Genomic DNA, 16,630 nt, shown 5'->3' on the forward strand with positions numbered 1-16,630 from the left:
CATTTTTGTCTCCTAGGGTTACAAGTTTTAAGCAGGGGGAATTTTTAGAGGTGCTTGACGGGGCACTACAAGGTCAAGCAACTTCGAGTTGCCAGGGAAGGGGCACTGCACCGCCAGACAGCCATTTCTTCAACTCGCCTTTCTTCAGCTTGGCGTTGGATGTCTTGGGCAGTTCATCGACAAACACCACATGCTTGGGCGTTTCGGGGCGACTGAGCTTGCCGTGACAAAAATCGATAAGCGCCTGCACCGTCACATCGCGGTGCGAAGGTTTTCGGACGACCACAGCGACTACCGCCTCGCCCCATTCCGGGTGCGGCACGCCGACCACGGCCACCTCCTCCACCGCCGGGTGCTCGACCAGAATCGCCTCGACCGTGGTTGGAAACACATTGACCGCGCCGGTAATGATCAGGAACTTCTGCCGATCCAGCAGATACAGATAGCCGCGCTCGTCGAGCCGCCCGATGTCGTTGGTGCGCAGCCAGCCGTCCGGCATCGCTTCCGCCGTAGCCTCGGGCAGGTTGCGGTAACCCTTCATCATGGTATTGCCACGCAGCCAGATCTCGCCGGATTGACCGATCGGCACTGGCTGGCCCGACTCGTCGCGAATCGAACAGTCGTAGTGAATGCCGATGCGGCCGACCGACTTGAGCAGCTCGATCTCCTCGCGCAACGCATGCTCGTGGTCGGCATCGGTCAGGTAGCTGATCCAGCCGCCGGTGGCTTCTGTCATCGCGTAGGCCTGCAGCAGCTTGATCCCCTTGAAGGTCGCCCTCGCATCACGGATCAATTTGGGCGTGGCGGGCGACGAGCCGTACAGCACCATGCGCAGAGAGGACAGGTCGTAAACTGGATTGGTTTGGATTTCAACAATCGCGCGCTGCAGCATGGTCGGGACGAGCATCCCGACCGTAACGCGAAAACGCTCGATGTCGCGCAGGTAAGCCTGTAATTGGTATCCGCCGTCCGGAATCACGGTCGTCATCCCGTTGCCGAGCCCGAATGCGTTCAGTATCACGACCACCCAGGCCGATGCCGCCGGCATGTACCAGACATCGTCAGGTCCAAAACCAAAAGAAATCAGCGAGTGGAGGATGCAGTTGACACCGCCCTCCTGCGTGAGCATTACGCCCTTGGGTACACCGGTCGTGCCGGAGGTGTAGCTGACAAAAAGGATGTCGTCGGGCGCCAACGCTGGCCAGTGCGGCTCACCCTCGGCTGTCGCCAGCAAGCTTTCGTAGTCGCGCTCCAGACCATGGCCTGCACCATAGCCAATCAGCGTGATGCCCAGTGCCTTGAGCTCGCCCAGCCGCTCGGCGAGCAGATGCCGGCAGCGCGTATCCAACAGCAGGAACTTGACCTCGCTGTCCTTCAGCACGTGCAGCATCTCGGGCCAGACGTACCCTGTATTGAGCCCGACCCGCGGCGCCGCGATCTTCATGCAGGCAAAGAAGTGCTCATACACCTCGATGCTTTCTTGCGTCAGGATGGCCACCGCCTCGCCCGGACGGTGGCCGAGTTGTTGCAAGGCCACGCCGAACCGGTCGGAGCGTTGATCCATCTCGCGCCAGCTACGCGAGCGTTCGCCGCACAGGTAGGCGGTCTTGGTCGGGTAGTTACGCGCACAGCGCTTAACCAGGTCTCTTGCCAACATAACTTGTCTCCTTGGTTTTAAGTTTCACTTGTCGGCCTTATTGCCGTCGTCAAGGGCCGGTCGGAACACCAGACCTTGTCGGTCGAAATGCGCCTGGACCGCCTGACCGACGGCGACCGCCTCGGGCGTGACGCCGTCAAGCCGGCATATCAGTCGCGGCCCCTCGGCCAGCTCGATCAATCCATGCACCAGAGGCACGGGAAATTCGGGCGTGTAGGGCCGACGCGTCACGGTAAAAGAGAGAACAGCCCCGCGGCCAGACGCGGGCCTCCATTGCACGCCGTGATCTCCAGCGACACACCAGGCACGCTGATGCAGACCCAGCGCCCGGCCGGTTTCGGTATGCACGGGAATGCGCAATTCGCCAGCAGCGATGAATGCGAGAAATGCCTCGTCGTAGCGGTGAAAAAAGGTGCTATCCATCAATGGCTCCAGTCAGGCGAGGGTGCGGTGTGGGCTGACCAGTACGCAGGTGTGGTAGTCAAGGCAGCCACCATTGCCGGTCACCAGAATCAAGTCGTTGCGCACGACCTGCCGCGCGCCGCCGGCACCGCGTGCCTGGATCACCGCCTCCGACAGCGGCGTCATGCCCTGCAGGTAAAAGCCCGACAGGTGCCCACCACCGGTATTGACCGGCAACTTGCCGCCGGGCGCGGTGTGGCCCTGCGCGACGAAGGCCCCGCCCTCACCCCGGGGACACAACCCATATGCCTCCAGACCCAGGATGCCGGCGTAAGAAAAAGCGTCGTAAAACTGGCACTGAGTCACATCACTGGCATTCACCCCGGCACTACGGTAAGCGGTCTGGCCGGCCTGGATGGCACCCGTGAAGACCTCTGGATCGTCGCCGCTCAGGCCACTGCGGCCGCGGTGCCCCTGGCCCATGCCGTGGATGAAAACGGGCGGCTGAGGCCCATCAACAGCACGGTCGGCGGAGGTGACGATGAGCGCGACAGCGCCGTTGACCGGGAAGCAGCAGTCGAACACGCGAAACGGCTCCACGACGAAAGGCGATGCGAGGTAGTCGTCCATCGTCATCGGCTTGCGCAGGAAGGCCTGCGGGTTCAGCGCCGCCCATTGCCGGCAAGCAAGCGCATAGGCGCCGAGCTGCTCGGCCGTGCTGCCATAGAGCGCCATGTGACGGCGCGCGGCCAACGCATAGGCGGCGGTGGCCCCCAGGAAGCCTTGCTGGGCCTCCCAACCCTCGACACCGGTCAGCGGCATCGCCAGAGCAAAGGCATCACCCCCACCTGCCCCCGATCCTTTGAGCGGGGTGTCGGCAAACACACAGGCCACCGACTTGACCAGTCCTTCACGCACCGCCATCGCTGCATACTGCACCATCTGCACCGCTGTCGAGCCCTCGGAATCCATCGCAGCCAGCAGCCCCAGGTCGCGCAGCCCAAGGTCGTTTTGCAGACGCAAGGGCAACTCTTCAGGCTCTGCTGCCGGGCTTTTGTTGAGCAACAAGCCATCGATGTCTTGCAGGCGCAGACCCGCATCAGCGGCAGCGGCGGCCACCGCAGTGGCCGCCAACTCGCGGATCGTGCCGACGGGCTGGCGTGACATCGCACTGAAACCCAGCCCGGCAATCGCGGCTCTGGCCCTGGTCTTTTTCTTCACTCGCGTGACCATGGTGCGCGTCAGATGATGAATGCCAGACTGGGAACAGCCTCGTCCCCATGGATCAGCACCACTTTCTTGAAGAACATGCCCAGCGAGCCATCCGCTCGGCGGCGCAGATGGTGCTCCACCCGCCCCGGCCAAACTTCTATCTGACCTGTCGATGAGCGCCGCAATTCGTAAAGCACAAAGTTCGACAGTACGCGGTAGCCGCCCTGCGCATGATGCTCTACCTCAATGTTGCTGACGATCCGCCGCATCGACGACACCGGCAGTTGGGCATGGCGCTTGCCTGTCATCAACTGCGCGATGCGGACGCGCAAGCGGGAACGGTTGTCCGCGGTAATCGACACATGTTTGTTCATGTCGTAATCACCCTCGCCGCGCGGAACCCAATAGGTCATGTCGTCCTCAACCAACGCCTCCCATTCGGCGTAACGCGATTCGTCAGCCAGGCGCGCCTCTCGGTACAAAAAGTCGCAGACTTCGCGGTGCTCTTCCAGCCCGATCACGTCAGTCTTTTGCTTGGTGCCGACAGCGGCTGTGATGCTTGTCATGATGTATCTCCTTGCGCGTCCTGCTCGCAGGACGCTTTTTTAAACACGAAATTTCAGTGAATCCGCCGCCCCCGAAGGGGGGCGGATGAGGTGGTGATCAATACGCTCAAACAGGGGACGGCGAAGGGGCTGTCATCACCTTTTTGTAGTGCTGCCAAAAGCCGCGGTTGGTACACTCGTCGGTCACGTGCCCCACCACCACGCCCATCTCATCGACATGCTCTCGGTTCAGACCGCGCGACACGTCCAGCCAGTCGGCACGGTCGCGCAAGGCGATTTGCTGGCGCTCCGAAATCACGCTGTCGTCGGCAAGCAGGAAGCCCGAGGGGCCCATCGCCGCTTCGGAGTTGCGGATAATGCGCTGGTTGACTTCGTCAGGAGCGCCTTCAAGCAGCATCGGGGTGTGCCATTGCACGCACTCATGGGCGTTGATTGGCAGAAAAATGATGATGTTCATCTCGCCGAGGAACAGGTTAGGGAAGATCGCGGCGTGGGGCGGGCCATCTCGCAGAATGTTGTCGCCCTTTTCCTCGCCGTAGGCGGCCTTCATCTGCGCGATGTACTCCGGAAAACGATTCGGCGTGGTGTTGAACCACTTGAGATACTCGGTGTAGGTCGGGGAGAGATACGATTCTGTATGCCCGTTACCCCAATCCTTGGCTTGGGAGCGCAGGCTGTCTTCTGCAGCAATCGCGGCGCTGTCATAGTGCGAATCGATCACTTGGGCAAAGGAAGCATGCACGTCGTTGACGTGGTAGCCGTCCGTGTCGTTCTCGGGCAGCATCTTCCAGTTGGCACCGAAACGCTGCTTGGTCCAGCCCGCCGTGAGCTGAAGGCGACCGGTGGGCGACATGTCGCAGGCGCGGTCGATCAGGATTTTTCCTCGCCCCAGTTGTTCCATCAAGGGTGGCGCCGAAGCATTGAAGGTGGCGAACACGAAGCCACGATAGACTTCAGTGCGCAAGGGCTGCAGCTTCAGCTCCGACTTGTCCTTGTCAAACCCGCCGGGATAGGGAACGTCCTTCAGGTTTCCGGCCAAATCATAGACCCATCCGTGGTAGGTGCAGGTGAAGTATTTTTCCTTGCCATGGTTGGCGATGCACATCATGTTGCCGCGATGCGCGCAACGGTTGGCGATGACGGCGATGGAGCTATCGCGCTGGCGCACCATCAAGACCTCTTCTCGGCCCAGCGTGCGGCGCACGTATTCGCCGGCCGTTGGCACTTCGGAGTCGTGACCAACGAAGACCCAGCCGTCGTAGAATATTTTCTTCATTTCGAGCTCGAATATCGACTCGTTCGCGTACAAGCTGCCGTGAATACGGTCTCGCTCTATCAAGGCACCGACATCAACGTCAGGAGCCTTGCGTGTGATGGTGATCGTTTGTGTACTTGCCATTTTGATTCTCCATAAAAATAGTGTAAAAACTGGCGCTGAAAGTATTTCCTTCCCGGGCCGCGCGCCAGCTAGCGTCCGAGATCCTTGGCGCTCACCCCGGCAATGCCCCAGTTCTCCTTGGGCACGTCCTGGATCCAGACTCTGACGTTTTCCTTGGGCGCGCCGACAGCGTCAACCAGCGCCTGCGTGACCTTTTCGATCACCGCGCGTTTTTGCTCTTCGGTGCGACCTTCAATCATGTCAGATCGACTTGTACCAGCTCGAAGTTCAGGCCCGCCTCGCGCAAGGCGATGTGCGGGGACAGGGAGCAGGCGCCAGGGCTGTAGTAAAGCTTCATTCAAAAACTCCTGTGTGGGTCAGCTTGTTGTTTATGCTTTGTTGCGCACCGACTTATGGCCCCACATGCTCGGGCTATCGTGCCGTGCCACCACCCAGGAGCGGTCAACGGTGCGGGCGCCCCAGCCGTACTCGACCTCGACTCCGGACGGGGTCGCTGCATAGAACGACACCATATGGTCATTGGTGTGGCACCCCAGCGTGGAGGTGATCAAGCCGTCAGCGTCAACCCGGTCAAACGCAAAACCGACGTCATTGAGCGACGAGACTTCGAGCATGAAGTGGTGAATGCGCTTGGGCAGCGGAAAAGCTGCGATCGCGAGGGTGTGGTGGCGTTCGTTACAGTGCAGAAAATACGCCGGAATCGTCACGTCCGGTCCCATTTTCATGTCGATGACGTCCGACAACTGGAAGCCGAGCACCTGGGTATAAAACGCCAGCGCCTTGTCCGAATCCGGCACGCAGCGCACAAAATGACCCAGCCCCTGCTCGCCGGTCAGAAAACCCGACACCGCCGCGCCGGGCATGAACGGTTTTTCGAACACCTCGCTGGCGCCATAATAAATTTCCAGTGGCAGACCAAACGGATCGGCAAACGAAATCAAGCCCATCACGCCGCGCCGCTTGGCCAGTTCGACATCGCCCGTGACCACTTCGATTCCGGCCTGCCGCAGTTTTTCTGTCATCTGCGTCAGACCCGCTGCATCGGCCACCTCGTAGCCAGCGTAGGCCAAATCGTCTGCCTCGCCCTGCTGGACGGCAATCCGCCAGGCGCGCGAATCGATGCGAAACAAGGCGCCGTCATCGGTGACGCCTGCTTCCATCAAGCCCAATTTCTGGGCCAGGAAAGAACGCCAGGCGGGCACATCCTTGACCGCGAATCCCATGTAACCCAAGCTTTTGATACTCATTTTGAAGTTCTCGCATTCATTGTATTTTTCACTTGGTCATTACAGAAGATTTCGCCACACTTCAGCATGGACCGAATCAAGGCTCAGCAACGTGTGTCTCGTCATAATCTCGATAATATAATCGACATTCGACATTTTTACGATAGGGAAAAACCCTAGGTGTCGAGTTCCGTGCGATTATGTACCCCGTCGCAGCTGGCCGTTGTTTCGGGCCCGTGCTGTTTTGGCGGGCCTTCTGGCCTCTGGTACTGAGGAGAACGCATCATGAGTATGGTCCATCCGATGGCACGCACTACCCCACGCACGCGTGCTGAGATTCATGAATCCCAGGCCGGGCTCTGTTGCAAAAATCGTGAAGCTTGAGCATGCTTGGCGGAGATTGGACGGACGGAACGATGACGGATTTCAAGTGGCGCCATTTCCAGGGTGATGTGATCCTGTGGGCGGTGCGCTGGTATTGTCGCTATCCGATCAGCTATCGCGACCTTGAGGAAATGCTGGCGGAACGCGGCATTTCGGTCGACCATACGACGATCTATCGCTGGGTCCAGTGCTACGCCCCGGAGATGGAGAAGCGGCTGCGCTGGTTCTGGCGGCGTGGCTTTGATCCGAGCTGGCGCCTGGATGAAACCTACGTCAAGGTGCGGGGCAAGTGGACCTACCTGTACCGGGCAGTCGACAAGCGGGGCGACACGATCGATTTCTACCTGTCGCCGACCCGCAGCGCCAAGGCAGCGAAGCGGTTCCTGGGCAAGGCCCTGCGAGGCCTGAAGCACTGGGAAAAGCCTGCCACGCTCAATACCGACAAAGCGCCGAGCTATGGTGCAGCGATCACCGAATTGAAGCGCGAAGGAAAGCTGGACCGGGAGACGGCCCACCGGCAGGTGAAGTATCTCAATAACGTGATCGAGGCCGATCACGGAAAGCTCAAGATACTGATCAAGCCGGTGCGCGGTTTCAAATCGATCCCCACGGCCTATGCCACGATCAAGGGATTCGAAGTCATGCGAGCCCTGCGCAAAGGACAGGCTCGCCCCTGGTGCCTGCAGCCCGGCATCAGGGGCGAGGTGCGCCTTGTGGAGAGAGCTTTTGGCATTGGGCCCTCGGCGCTGACGGAGGCCATGGGCATGCTCAACCACCATTTCGCAGCAGCCGCCTGATCGGCGCAGAGCGACAGCCTACCTCTGACTGCCGCCAATCTTTGCAACAGAGCCTGCGGATTTCAGAAGTTCTGGACAGCTGTTTCACAAAGTCGCGGACAGGCGTTTCGCTAAGTCCCGGACAGCTGGCGCAGTTTGGTCATAGGTGCCTTATTGTGGTTCAGGCTGCGATGATTTCGGCTTTCTCTGCTTTGGTCAAGAGGGGCTCTGCGCGGGTTTTGCGCATGCTCTCGCCTTCGAGCACGATCCGGTGCGCGTTGTGGACGATGCGATCGAGGATGGCGTCGGCGATGGTCGGAGCGCCGATCATTTCGTGCCACTGAGCGACCGGTAACTGGGCCGTGATCAGGGTGGATTTGCGCTTGTAGCGCTCCTCGAAGATCTCGAGCAGATCGCCGCGCTGCTGTTCGGTCAGCCCATGGCTGCCCCAGTCGTCGAGCACGAGCAACTGGACGCGGGTCAGCTTGTCGATCAGGCGCGGGAAGCGACCATCGAGCCGGGCCATCGCCAGGTCCTCGAACAGCCGGGGCATGCGCACATAGAGCACCGAGTAGTCGAGCCGTGCTGCCTGGCGGGCGAACGCGCAACCCAGCCAGGTTTTCCCCGTGCCGGTCGGCCCGGTGATGATCAGATGCTCGTGCGCCTTGAGCCAGTCGCCCTGCGCGAGCGCGAGAACGTTGCGGCGATCCAGCTTGCGGTGCGCGGCGAAGTCGATGTTCTCGATACAGGCATCGCTGAACCGCAGCCGCGCGGCCGCAAGCCGATTGGCAAGCCGCTTGTCGCTGCGCGTTGCCATCTCTCGGTCGAGCATCAGCCCGAGCCATTCATCGCGGGCCAGCCCTTCGCTGCCCGCCTGTTCGGCAAGCTCGCGATAGGCACTCGCCATTCCGGCGAGCCCCAGCGCCTGCATCTGGTCCAACATGGGGTGTGTCAGCATGATCGTCGTTTCCTTTCATCGGTAGTAGACCGCACCGCGGATGTTGCCGTGCGATGGAGTTGGCCGGATCGGCTCGCGAGCAGGACTGGCCTGATCCAGCCCGGATTTGAGGATCGAGAGGACCGAGGCGTAGGTGGTCGCCTCGATCGCCAGTGCGCGGTCGCACGCCGCATCGAGGCGGACAGCGCCATAGCCGCGCCCCAGCGAGAGGATGCCCATCGCCGAACGATAGCCCTGTTCGGGATGGCGCCGGTCGCGCATCATGCGCTCGACCATGACCGCCACGTTGGTGCCCATCCTGGCCGCGCGGTCGATCAGCGATGCCGGCGTCCGGTCGGCGTAACGCTGGTGCGCCTTGGGCATGTGCGCGTTGACGGTGATGTGGAACCCGCGCTGCGAGCTGCGGACATGGCTGGCAACCCGCTTGTGGTCATGGAAGATCTCGACCACCCGCTGGGTCAGCCGTACATCGACCTTGCGCCCGATCAGACCGTGCGGGACCGAGTAGAAGTTGCGGTCGACCGCGACGTGGTAATCGGGGTGGACCTTGGCGGTCTTCCATTCAGCGTATTCGAACGGGGCAACCGGCAGGGCCTTGAGCGCCGCCCGCTCGATCTCGTCGAACAGCTCGCGGCGCGATCGACCAACGTGACGCATCGTCTTGCCATTGAGCACTTCGAGCAAGCGGCCGATCTCGGCATTGAGCACCGCCAGGTCGAAGAACTGCCGGTTGCGCAACCGGGCGATGATCCATCTTTCCGCGATCAAGACCGCTCCCTCGATCTTCCCCTTGTCCCTCGGCTTTGCCGGCCGGGTCGGCAGGACCGCCGTGTCGTAATGATCCGCCATCGCCGCGAAGGTCGCGGTCAGGGTCGGCTCGAACCACAGCGCCTTGGCCACCCCCGCCTTGAGATTGTCGCAGACGATCGAAGTGGGCACTCCGCCGAAGTACTCCAGCGCCCGGACCTGGCCTTCGATCCAGTCGGGCAGCCGCTGGTGCAAGCTCGCCACCGCGAAGGTGTAGCTCGATGCTCCCAGCACCGCGACGAACAACTGCACCGCGTGGACTTCGCCGGTGCCCGGATCGATCAGCGGGATCGTCTGTCCGGCGTAGTCGGTCTGCATCACCGCGCCGGCGGCATGCCGGTGGCGATAGGTCGGGCGAGTGCGCTTCTCGTGCGCGCCGAACTTGTCGCAGAACCAGGTGTAGCCAAAGCCGTCGGGATGGGCCTCGCGATATTCCTGCCACAACAGCAACAGCGTCACGCTCTTGCGCTTCATCTCGCGCGAGACCAGCTGCCAGTCCGGCTCGGTCGTATCCCGTGGTGGCCGTCCCATCTGCCGGAACAGTTTGCGTTCAAGCGCTGCGTCATCGTCGCAGCCCTCCGGCATCGGCCAACTGGCCAACCCCGCCTCACGCGCTCGCAGCAGATAGGTCGACACGGTCGACTTGCTCAGCCCGAGCCGTTCCGACACCTCGCGCACCGAAAGCCCACTCTCGTGGGTCAGCCGTAGTATCGATCTGATGTCCTTCATGTCCGCTCGTCTCGGTTGCTTCCGCCTTGGCATGGTCCCTCCCAGCTCTGTTTGCTGGGACGTTCATGCCAAACCGGCGCACCCAATGACCAACCGCGCAAACTGTCCGGGACTTTCCGAAATCACTGTCCGGGACTTTCCGAAATCACTGTCCGCGACTTACCGGAATCGCTGTCCGGGACTTTCCGAAACACGCATCAGGCGGCTGCTGCGAAATGGTGGTTGAGCATGCCCATGGCCTCCGTCAGCGCCGAGGGCCCAATGCCAAAAGCTCTCTCCACAAGGCGCACCTCGCCCCTGATGCCGGGCTGCAGGCACCAGGGGCGAGCCTGTCCTTTGCGCAGGGCTCGCATGACTTCGAATCCCTTGATCGTGGCATAGGCCGTGGGGATCGATTTGAAACCGCGCACCGGCTTGATCAGTATCTTGAGCTTTCCGTGATCGGCCTCGATCACGTTATTGAGATACTTCACCTGCCGGTGGGCCGTCTCCCGGTCCAGCTTTCCTTCGCGCTTCAATTCGGTGATCGCTGCACCATAGCTCGGCGCTTTGTCGGTATTGAGCGTGGCAGGCTTTTCCCAGTGCTTCAGGCCTCGCAGGGCCTTGCCCAGGAACCGCTTCGCTGCCTTGGCGCTGCGGGTCGGCGACAGGTAGAAATCGATCGTGTCGCCCCGCTTGTCGACTGCCCGGTACAGGTAGGTCCACTTGCCCCGCACCTTGACGTAGGTTTCATCCAGGCGCCAGCTCGGATCAAAGCCACGCCGCCAGAACCAGCGCAGCCGCTTCTCCATCTCCGGGGCGTAGCACTGGACCCAGCGATAGATCGTCGTATGGTCGACCGAAATGCCGCGTTCCGCCAGCATTTCCTCAAGGTCGCGATAGCTGATCGGATAGCGACAATACCAGCGCACCGCCCACAGGATCACATCACCCTGGAAATGGCGCCACTTGAAATCCGTCATCGTTCCGTCCGTCCAATCTCCGCCAAGCATGCTCAAGCTTCACGATTTTTGCAACAGAGCCCTTCCACATCGCCGGCCTTGCCTTCGCTCTCAAGCAGACGCGCGGCGCCCAGTGCGCTCCACATGCCGGCGAACCCGGCACCGATGATAAGAATTCTTTGGGCCATAGTCATACTCCTTTTCCAGTTTCAGCAGTGGGGAGGTCGATGATTCGGTCAAAGCGCATCTCTCGGGAAGCGTGCTTATAACGAGGACTATATTAGTCCGAGTTATGAAGCGCAAGCGGCTAATTAGCGCAGAGGCAGATATATCGCCTGGCGGACCGGGAATTTTATGATCGGCGCGAGTTGCCCGTTCCTGCCGTGGCAGGATGGCCATCGTCCCCGTCCATTTATGTGGTGCTAACTGGCGTCAGTATGCCGACCGGAGTCCGTCCGGTTGGCGCGGGATCGAGTCTTTGCCCGCGACTCGAGTCGGTCCGCGAGCCACGTGGAAATCTGCTCGGCAAAGCCGGCGGGGGCTTTGCCCGCGACCGTTTCCGCGAGCTTTGCCAGGCTCGTTTTCGCGAGTTCGGCGCGCATGGCCTGCTCGGCACGGATCATGACGGAATGAACGGCGCAAACGCCATGCGTCGACCAATCGGGTTTCGCGCTGCCAAACACCGCACATTTGCCGCGAACCTCTTGGCAATCGAACAGCGGCTTTGGACCTTCGATGGCGTCGACCACATCCAGCACGCTGATCTCGCCGGCGGGCCGCGCCAGACGATAGCCGCCATGGACCCCGTCGGAAGCCGTCACGACGCCCGCTTTTTCCAACTTTGGGAAGATCTTCGCCAGGAAGGAGGGTGAGACGCCTTGCAGATCCGCGAGATCGCGGCTGCTCGCAAAGCCTGCTTGTGGCCTTGCCAGCCACAGCAGGCAATGCAGCCCATATTCCACGCCATTACCCAGATGCGCCATAACGCAACCTATAATAGTCCGTGTTATGTTTGGCAAGATTTTGAAGGTGGACGGAAACTGGTCCGTCCGAAATCACTTGTCCCGGATTGCTTTGATTTGGCTGTTGCAACGCAGCTATGCCTTTGAATTCAGCGTCCAAGCCAGATTGGTTTGCGTTTCGCCATGAAGGCGGCGGGCCCTTCGATCCCGTCTTCCGATGCTTGCATGGCCTTGACCGCGGGATAATCCCAGGCGCCGCTTAACGCCCGCTCATCGGTCAGGCCCAGGCCAGACAGAGCGGCCTGCTTGGTCGCGCGCAGTGACATCGGACTGCATTGCAGCATTTCGTCCGCCCACCGACGCGCTGTGGCAAGGACATCGCCTTGCGCGACTTCGTTGACGAACCCCAGATCGGCGCCTTCCTGCGCCGTTACGACGCGCCCGGTCAGCATCATGCCCATCGCGCGTTTCAGACCAATTGCTTGCGGCAGGCGATGCACGCCGCCAGCAAGCGCCGCGAGGCCAACTTTTGGCTCTGGAAGCGCAAATTTGGCATGTCCGGCGGCAACGATGATGTCGCACGCCAGCGCGATCTCGAACCCTCCGCCCATTGCGACGCCATTGACGGCCGCAATCACCGGCTTGGTAAGGTCGAAGCGCGATGTCAGCCCGCCAAAACCTGACTGTGGGAAACGAATACCTCCGCCTTCCGCTTGTTGCTTAAGGTCGTGGCCCGCGCAAAAAGCGCGTTCCCCTGCACCGGTTATGATGGCGACCCATTGGCTTTCATCGTTGGCGAAATCGTCGAACGCCGAATGCAGTTCGACATGGGCATCTGCATTCAAGGCATTGTAGACGTCGGGCCGCTCGATCGAAACGATCGTCAAGGAACCTTCGCGCTTTACCGAAATAAACTTGAATTCGCGTTCGTTCATTATGGATACTCCAGTTGCGCAGCAGATTCAGGCATCTGTTGCGATGTCTTCGGACCACTCGATTCTGGGCAATGGGCGGACGCATGCGGCAAAGACGTAATCAAGCGTCAGAAGGATCGTCGAAGGCAGAAGCAGGCGTGGCGCGACGCGTAGTGCAACGCATCTAGGTTGCCGATAATGTTGATGGCAATAGGGGCTAACGCCGATCGGCGTGTCCGATCTGGCGATCCCGGGTAAAAGGCCTTATCATTCGGCTTCGCATCGATGATGGAGAGATTGATGCCCAGTACGGCGGCGTTCGATTATGAATGGCTCTTTGATCACTCGCCTCTATGCGCCCTTGTCCACGATCCGCATCATGGAACCGTCATAGCGGGCAACCGCGCCGCAGCCCGCGCTCTCGGATATCCGCAGGCCGAATTGGCCGGCATGCCGCTCAACAAGCTGATGGGCGAGTCAGGCCTATATCGCAGCGAACGCGCTATCGAACGAATGATCCTGGTCGTCGAGAAAGGAATAGAAACTGCTCAGTGGCGTCTGATCCGAAGGTCTGGCGAACAATTCCCGATCGAGACCACGGCTATCCCGCTCCATGATAGTGATGGACGGCTGCTCATGGTCGTTCAATTTCGCGACATTTCTGAAGAATTCGAGGCGCAGCGGCGCGAAGAGCGCTATCGCCGCCTGCTGGCCGATTCCTTCGGCGGAACGATGATCGCCGATGTCCATGGCCGAGTTCGTTACGTGGCGCCTTCCGTCACCCGGATATTGGGATATTCCGAACGTGATCTGATCGGCTCCGATTTTCGTAAACTGATTCATTCGGACGATCGCGTTCGGGTTCACAGGCAAATCGGCATGCTGGTGGCGTCGGGCGATACTGGGCTCCATGATGTGGAATATCGCGTGCTTCATGCTGACGGCGAGTATCGCTATCACGAAGCGGGGCTTCGCAATCTTGCGTCGCATGAACTGGTCGGCGGACTGCTGTTGAGCTTCTGCGATGTAACCGCGCGCGTGGTCGCTGAGCAGGATGCGCGGCAACGCAGGGACGAAATGCAGGCGCTTCTAAGGTTCCGTACGATGGCGGAGTTAGGCTCGGCCATCGCGCATGAGCTCAATCAGCCGGTTGCCGCCATACGCAACTATGCCGCGGGTTGCCTCAAGGTCATACCGGAAGACGATGCCGGCGCCAAAGTCAGCTGGGCCATACGCAAAATCGAACAGGAAGCCGAACGCGCGGCGCGTATCATGCGCAGCATACGCAATTTTACCACGGAGGGGCGTACGGAACGTCGAATGCAGCCCCTTCGGGATATTTTTGCTGATGTGGAAGCGCTGACGAGCGTGCGCGCCCAGGAGCATGGCGCAATCATCAAGTTTCCGACATTGCCCAAAAGCCTGAAAGCCTGGTGTGACAAGACCTTGACCGAGCAGGTGATGGTCAATCTTATCCTGAATGCTCTCCACGCCATTCAGGGCGAGGATGTTGAGGATCGCACGATTGAGGTCTCGGCGCATGCTCTCGATACTGAGTTTGTGGAGATCGTGGTGAGGGATCGGGGCCGGGGAATGACGCCTGATCAGCTCGATGCGCTTTTTCAGGCGCGCCGGTCAACTCGGGAAAGCTTCGGCCTCGGCCTTATATTATCACGATCGATCGTCACCAACCATGGCGGGCAAATCTGGGCGCGCTCAGCAATCCATGAAGGCACAGCGATGTTCTTCACTCTCCGCCGGCGTCCGGAAAAGCATTTCGTTACGCCCCCAGTCGCCATTCAGGGACATGGGTAAGAACATCATTCACCAGTGCGGCAAGGGACTGGTTTCGGAACTTGTCGCGAATATTTGTTCGATGTGCGTCCACAGTCTTGCAACTAATGCCGAGTTCGTGAGCAATCGTTTTGCTGCGCTTGCCGATCACCACCTTGCGCAGCACCTCGATCTCCCGACTGGACAAAAGCGCGAGCCGGCTATCGAATTCCTGCCGTTCGGCGCGCTGCACATAATCCGTCGTCGCAGCGCGTAGCGTGCGCGTGATGCGATCAAGCATTTCCTGCGGCGTATAGGGCTTTTCTACAAAGTCGATCGCGCCATGCTGGAGAGCTTTTACAGCCATCGGAATATTGCCGTTGGCGGTCACGAAGATCACCGAAGTCGGCAGGTTGCGTTCACGGATCACCTCGAACAGTTCAAAACCGCCCATTTCGGGCATGCGAACGTCAAGCACGACGCAGGAGGGATGGGAAGGGTTGAATTTATTCAGGAAGTCGGCGCCGCTGTTGCAGCACCGGCATTCGATATTCACTGTTCCGAGTAGCCAGGACAGCGATTCGAGCATCCCTTCATCGTCATCGACGACGTAGACGACCGGTAACGCCACCACCATCATCTCTCCTAAGGTCTTGTGCCTGCTGGAGAGTATATCTGGTTTTTGGGTCCATCGCTATGGGGGTAAATATCTAGTGGACCCGATGCTCCCCCTTAGCGACGACATTGGCTTATGGCTTTATCAATCCGATTTGAATTCATTCTGGAGGGATGCATGGAGCGCGGAAAGAACACAAAGCCTCTTCTGGAAAGGATCGGCATCTTCGGCGCCAACGCCCATATCGGCAAACCCATGGCGCATGAAATCAGGGAGCGGTCGCCCAATACGCAGCTTCGTCTCATCATCCGTTCGGAGGGGCATCGCGCCGCGCTCGAGAAGGCCTTCCCAGGTGCCGAGATTGTCATTGCAGATTATTATGATCTCCCCTCGCTCGAGCGGGCATTGGCGGGGCTGAACGGACTCTTCATCGTTTCGCCGGATTTCCTTGATGAAGATCGGGCCATGACCAATCTGGTCTACGCGGCGCGTGCAAATCCTGGCCTTTTGCACATTGTTCGTCTGCTGGCAGATCCGCCGGGAATGTCAATGGCGCGCGTTCCCGACGCATTGAGGCGTTTTGGTGGCGGGACCGCCGTCCAGCATCTGAGAGCCAAGGCGGTGCTCGAGGCGAGCGGTTTGCCTTTCACCTATATCAATATCGCAGCCTATTTCATGCAGAACTTCCTTACCCAGTTTAATGGTCCCATTCGTGCGGAGCGAATTTTCGCGCTGCCGCGCAACCGACGCATGGGTTTCATCGACACGGTCGATATCGGGCGGTGTGCTGCATCGATCCTGCTGTCATCCAATCAGCGGCATGTCGGTCAGACCTATCATCTCGATAATGGTCATGACGTGATGTGGATGGACGAAGTCGCAACCGTCATGACTAAGGCATTTGGCGAGACCATCACCTATGATGGGACCGATGAAACGTTCCGCAGACTTTGTGGCCCAGGTGTTCGCGCTTATGCCGGGCGTCCTGATGCCGATGAATATTTCATCCATTATTTCCAGTTCGAGCAAGACAATGAGACGGTCTGGCGCAAGACTGACATTGTCGAATATCTGACGGGTCGTCCTGCCACGCGGCTCTATGAGTGGCTCGTCGAAAATAAGTCGGCGATCCTTGGCGTCGACTGAAATCGAGTCGTCCGGGAGTATCTCCGTCAGTCTCGACGCAATTGAGGCGGAGCGGGTTCGGTGGTCTATCGAACGCTCCGCGGGCTCACTTCCCGGGCAACGATTTGACACAAAACATTGATAATAGGTGAAAATCTTCTGTTTTTAGTTCCGGGCGCGGCA

17 protein-coding genes and 1 pseudogene are annotated in these 16,630 nt (G+C 59.9%); 3 read left to right on the plus strand and 15 right to left on the minus strand.

Annotation, left to right across the window (positions count from 1 at the left end):
- Positions 1–73: 73 nt before the first annotated feature.
- The 8 genes and pseudogenes from AC2S2E_RS18285 to bphC all read right to left on the minus strand — a co-directional run bounded on the left by AC2S2E_RS18285 (position 74) and on the right by bphC (position 6,483).
- Positions 74–1,657, minus strand: a complete 1,584-nt coding sequence (locus tag AC2S2E_RS18285; RefSeq protein WP_449328996.1) for a class I adenylate-forming enzyme family protein — start codon at positions 1,655–1,657, stop codon at positions 74–76.
- A gap of 24 nt (positions 1,658–1,681) precedes the next feature.
- Positions 1,682–2,080, minus strand: a complete 399-nt coding sequence (locus AC2S2E_RS18290) for a Zn-ribbon domain-containing OB-fold protein (protein ID WP_208634567.1) — start codon at positions 2,078–2,080, stop codon at positions 1,682–1,684.
- A 12-nt stretch (positions 2,081–2,092) separates the two neighbouring features.
- Complete coding sequence (locus AC2S2E_RS18295; protein ID WP_226949243.1) at positions 2,093–3,280, minus strand: thiolase C-terminal domain-containing protein; 1,188 nt, start codon at positions 3,278–3,280, stop codon at positions 2,093–2,095.
- Between the two features lie 20 nt (positions 3,281–3,300).
- Positions 3,301–3,837: an aromatic-ring-hydroxylating dioxygenase subunit beta gene (locus tag AC2S2E_RS18300; RefSeq protein ID WP_208634569.1), complete on the minus strand. Its 537-nt coding sequence runs from the start codon at positions 3,835–3,837 to the stop codon at positions 3,301–3,303.
- Between the two features lie 106 nt (positions 3,838–3,943).
- On the minus strand, positions 3,944–5,236 hold the full coding sequence (locus AC2S2E_RS18305) for an aromatic ring-hydroxylating oxygenase subunit alpha (protein ID WP_449328995.1): 1,293 nt from the start codon (positions 5,234–5,236) through the stop codon (positions 3,944–3,946).
- Between the two features lie 68 nt (positions 5,237–5,304).
- The gene (locus AC2S2E_RS18310) at positions 5,305–5,475 is read right to left on the minus strand and encodes a 2-hydroxymuconate tautomerase (RefSeq protein ID WP_208634571.1); all 171 of its coding nucleotides are present in this window, start codon (positions 5,473–5,475) and stop codon (positions 5,305–5,307) included.
- 2 nt (positions 5,476–5,477) lie between these two features.
- Positions 5,478–5,573, minus strand: a pseudogene (locus tag AC2S2E_RS18315) (glutathione transferase GstA); the annotation flags it as partial.
- 31 nt (positions 5,574–5,604) lie between these two features.
- On the minus strand, positions 5,605–6,483 hold the full coding sequence (gene bphC / locus AC2S2E_RS18320) for a biphenyl-2,3-diol 1,2-dioxygenase (protein ID WP_208634572.1): 879 nt from the start codon (positions 6,481–6,483) through the stop codon (positions 5,605–5,607).
- 395 nt (positions 6,484–6,878) lie between these two features.
- Between bphC and AC2S2E_RS18325 the strand changes: the two genes are divergently transcribed.
- Complete coding sequence (locus tag AC2S2E_RS18325; RefSeq protein WP_001389365.1) at positions 6,879–7,643, plus strand: IS6-like element IS6100 family transposase; 765 nt, start codon at positions 6,879–6,881, stop codon at positions 7,641–7,643.
- 160 nt (positions 7,644–7,803) lie between these two features.
- Here the strand turns inward: AC2S2E_RS18325 and istB are convergent, their stop codons facing one another.
- From istB to AC2S2E_RS18355, 6 genes are all read right to left on the minus strand, one after another.
- A complete protein-coding gene (istB, locus tag AC2S2E_RS18330; protein WP_126027423.1) occupies positions 7,804–8,580 on the minus strand; it encodes an IS21-like element helper ATPase IstB in 777 nt (258 codons plus the stop codon).
- A 15-nt stretch (positions 8,581–8,595) separates the two neighbouring features.
- Positions 8,596–10,149, minus strand: coding sequence for an IS21 family transposase (gene istA / locus AC2S2E_RS18335; protein WP_126027425.1), 1,554 nt, complete (start codon positions 10,147–10,149; stop codon positions 8,596–8,598).
- A 164-nt stretch (positions 10,150–10,313) separates the two neighbouring features.
- Positions 10,314–11,078: an IS6-like element IS6100 family transposase gene (locus tag AC2S2E_RS18340; protein WP_001389365.1), complete on the minus strand. Its 765-nt coding sequence runs from the start codon at positions 11,076–11,078 to the stop codon at positions 10,314–10,316.
- 32 nt (positions 11,079–11,110) lie between these two features.
- Positions 11,111–11,245, minus strand: a complete 135-nt coding sequence (locus AC2S2E_RS18345; protein WP_486524677.1) for a hypothetical protein — start codon at positions 11,243–11,245, stop codon at positions 11,111–11,113.
- Between the two features lie 234 nt (positions 11,246–11,479).
- Positions 11,480–12,040 (minus strand): RrF2 family transcriptional regulator, encoded by a 561-nt coding sequence (locus AC2S2E_RS18350; protein ID WP_212599123.1) that lies wholly within the window; start codon positions 12,038–12,040, stop codon positions 11,480–11,482.
- A 128-nt stretch (positions 12,041–12,168) separates the two neighbouring features.
- Positions 12,169–12,954 carry an enoyl-CoA hydratase-related protein gene (locus AC2S2E_RS18355; RefSeq protein WP_212599124.1) on the minus strand — a complete coding sequence of 262 codons (786 nt, stop codon included), beginning with the start codon at positions 12,952–12,954 and terminating at the stop codon, positions 12,169–12,171.
- 279 nt (positions 12,955–13,233) lie between these two features.
- Between AC2S2E_RS18355 and AC2S2E_RS18360 the strand changes: the two genes are divergently transcribed.
- Positions 13,234–14,748 carry a PAS domain-containing sensor histidine kinase gene (locus AC2S2E_RS18360; protein ID WP_212599125.1) on the plus strand — a complete coding sequence of 505 codons (1,515 nt, stop codon included), beginning with the start codon at positions 13,234–13,236 and terminating at the stop codon, positions 14,746–14,748.
- On the opposite strand, the gene AC2S2E_RS18365 is transcribed toward AC2S2E_RS18360, so the two are convergent.
- On the minus strand, positions 14,714–15,343 hold the full coding sequence (locus AC2S2E_RS18365) for a response regulator transcription factor (RefSeq protein WP_212599170.1): 630 nt from the start codon (positions 15,341–15,343) through the stop codon (positions 14,714–14,716). The two genes, AC2S2E_RS18360 and AC2S2E_RS18365, sit on opposite strands and share 35 nt — an antisense overlap.
- Before the next feature lie 156 nt (positions 15,344–15,499).
- Between AC2S2E_RS18365 and AC2S2E_RS18370 the strand changes: the two genes are divergently transcribed.
- Entirely contained in the window at positions 15,500–16,468 is a 969-nt protein-coding gene (locus AC2S2E_RS18370) for an NmrA family NAD(P)-binding protein (protein ID WP_212599126.1), read from the plus strand.
- Positions 16,469–16,630 lie beyond the last annotated feature (162 nt).

The sequence above is a fragment of the Novosphingobium sp. 550D genome (genome assembly GCF_057401885.1).

Excerpts from the sequence above, each read along its gene's own strand:
- AC2S2E_RS18285 (WP_449328996.1), bottom strand. The coding sequence starts at position 1,657 with ATGTTGGCAAGAGACCTGGTTAAGCGCTGTGCGCGTAACTACCCGACC.
- AC2S2E_RS18290 (WP_208634567.1), bottom strand. The coding sequence starts at position 2,080 with ATGGATAGCACCTTTTTTCACCGCTACGACGAGGCATTTCTCGCATTC.
- AC2S2E_RS18300 (WP_208634569.1), bottom strand. The coding sequence starts at position 3,837 with ATGACAAGCATCACAGCCGCTGTCGGCACCAAGCAAAAGACTGACGTG.
- AC2S2E_RS18305 (WP_449328995.1), bottom strand. The coding sequence starts at position 5,236 with ATGGCAAGTACACAAACGATCACCATCACACGCAAGGCTCCTGACGTT.
- AC2S2E_RS18310 (WP_208634571.1), bottom strand. The coding sequence starts at position 5,475 with ATGATTGAAGGTCGCACCGAAGAGCAAAAACGCGCGGTGATCGAAAAG.
- bphC (WP_208634572.1), bottom strand. The coding sequence starts at position 6,483 with ATGAGTATCAAAAGCTTGGGTTACATGGGATTCGCGGTCAAGGATGTG.
- AC2S2E_RS18325 (WP_001389365.1), top strand. The coding sequence starts at position 6,879 with ATGACGGATTTCAAGTGGCGCCATTTCCAGGGTGATGTGATCCTGTGG.
- istB (WP_126027423.1), bottom strand. The coding sequence starts at position 8,580 with ATGCTGACACACCCCATGTTGGACCAGATGCAGGCGCTGGGGCTCGCC.
- istA (WP_126027425.1), bottom strand. The coding sequence starts at position 10,149 with ATGCCAAGGCGGAAGCAACCGAGACGAGCGGACATGAAGGACATCAGA.
- AC2S2E_RS18340 (WP_001389365.1), bottom strand. The coding sequence starts at position 11,078 with ATGACGGATTTCAAGTGGCGCCATTTCCAGGGTGATGTGATCCTGTGG.
- AC2S2E_RS18345 (WP_486524677.1), bottom strand. The coding sequence starts at position 11,245 with ATGGCCCAAAGAATTCTTATCATCGGTGCCGGGTTCGCCGGCATGTGG.
- AC2S2E_RS18350 (WP_212599123.1), bottom strand. The coding sequence starts at position 12,040 with ATGGCGCATCTGGGTAATGGCGTGGAATATGGGCTGCATTGCCTGCTG.
- AC2S2E_RS18355 (WP_212599124.1), bottom strand. The coding sequence starts at position 12,954 with ATGAACGAACGCGAATTCAAGTTTATTTCGGTAAAGCGCGAAGGTTCC.
- AC2S2E_RS18360 (WP_212599125.1), top strand. The coding sequence starts at position 13,234 with ATGCCCAGTACGGCGGCGTTCGATTATGAATGGCTCTTTGATCACTCG.
- AC2S2E_RS18365 (WP_212599170.1), bottom strand. The coding sequence starts at position 15,343 with ATGGTGGTGGCGTTACCGGTCGTCTACGTCGTCGATGACGATGAAGGG.
- AC2S2E_RS18370 (WP_212599126.1), top strand. The coding sequence starts at position 15,500 with ATGGAGCGCGGAAAGAACACAAAGCCTCTTCTGGAAAGGATCGGCATC.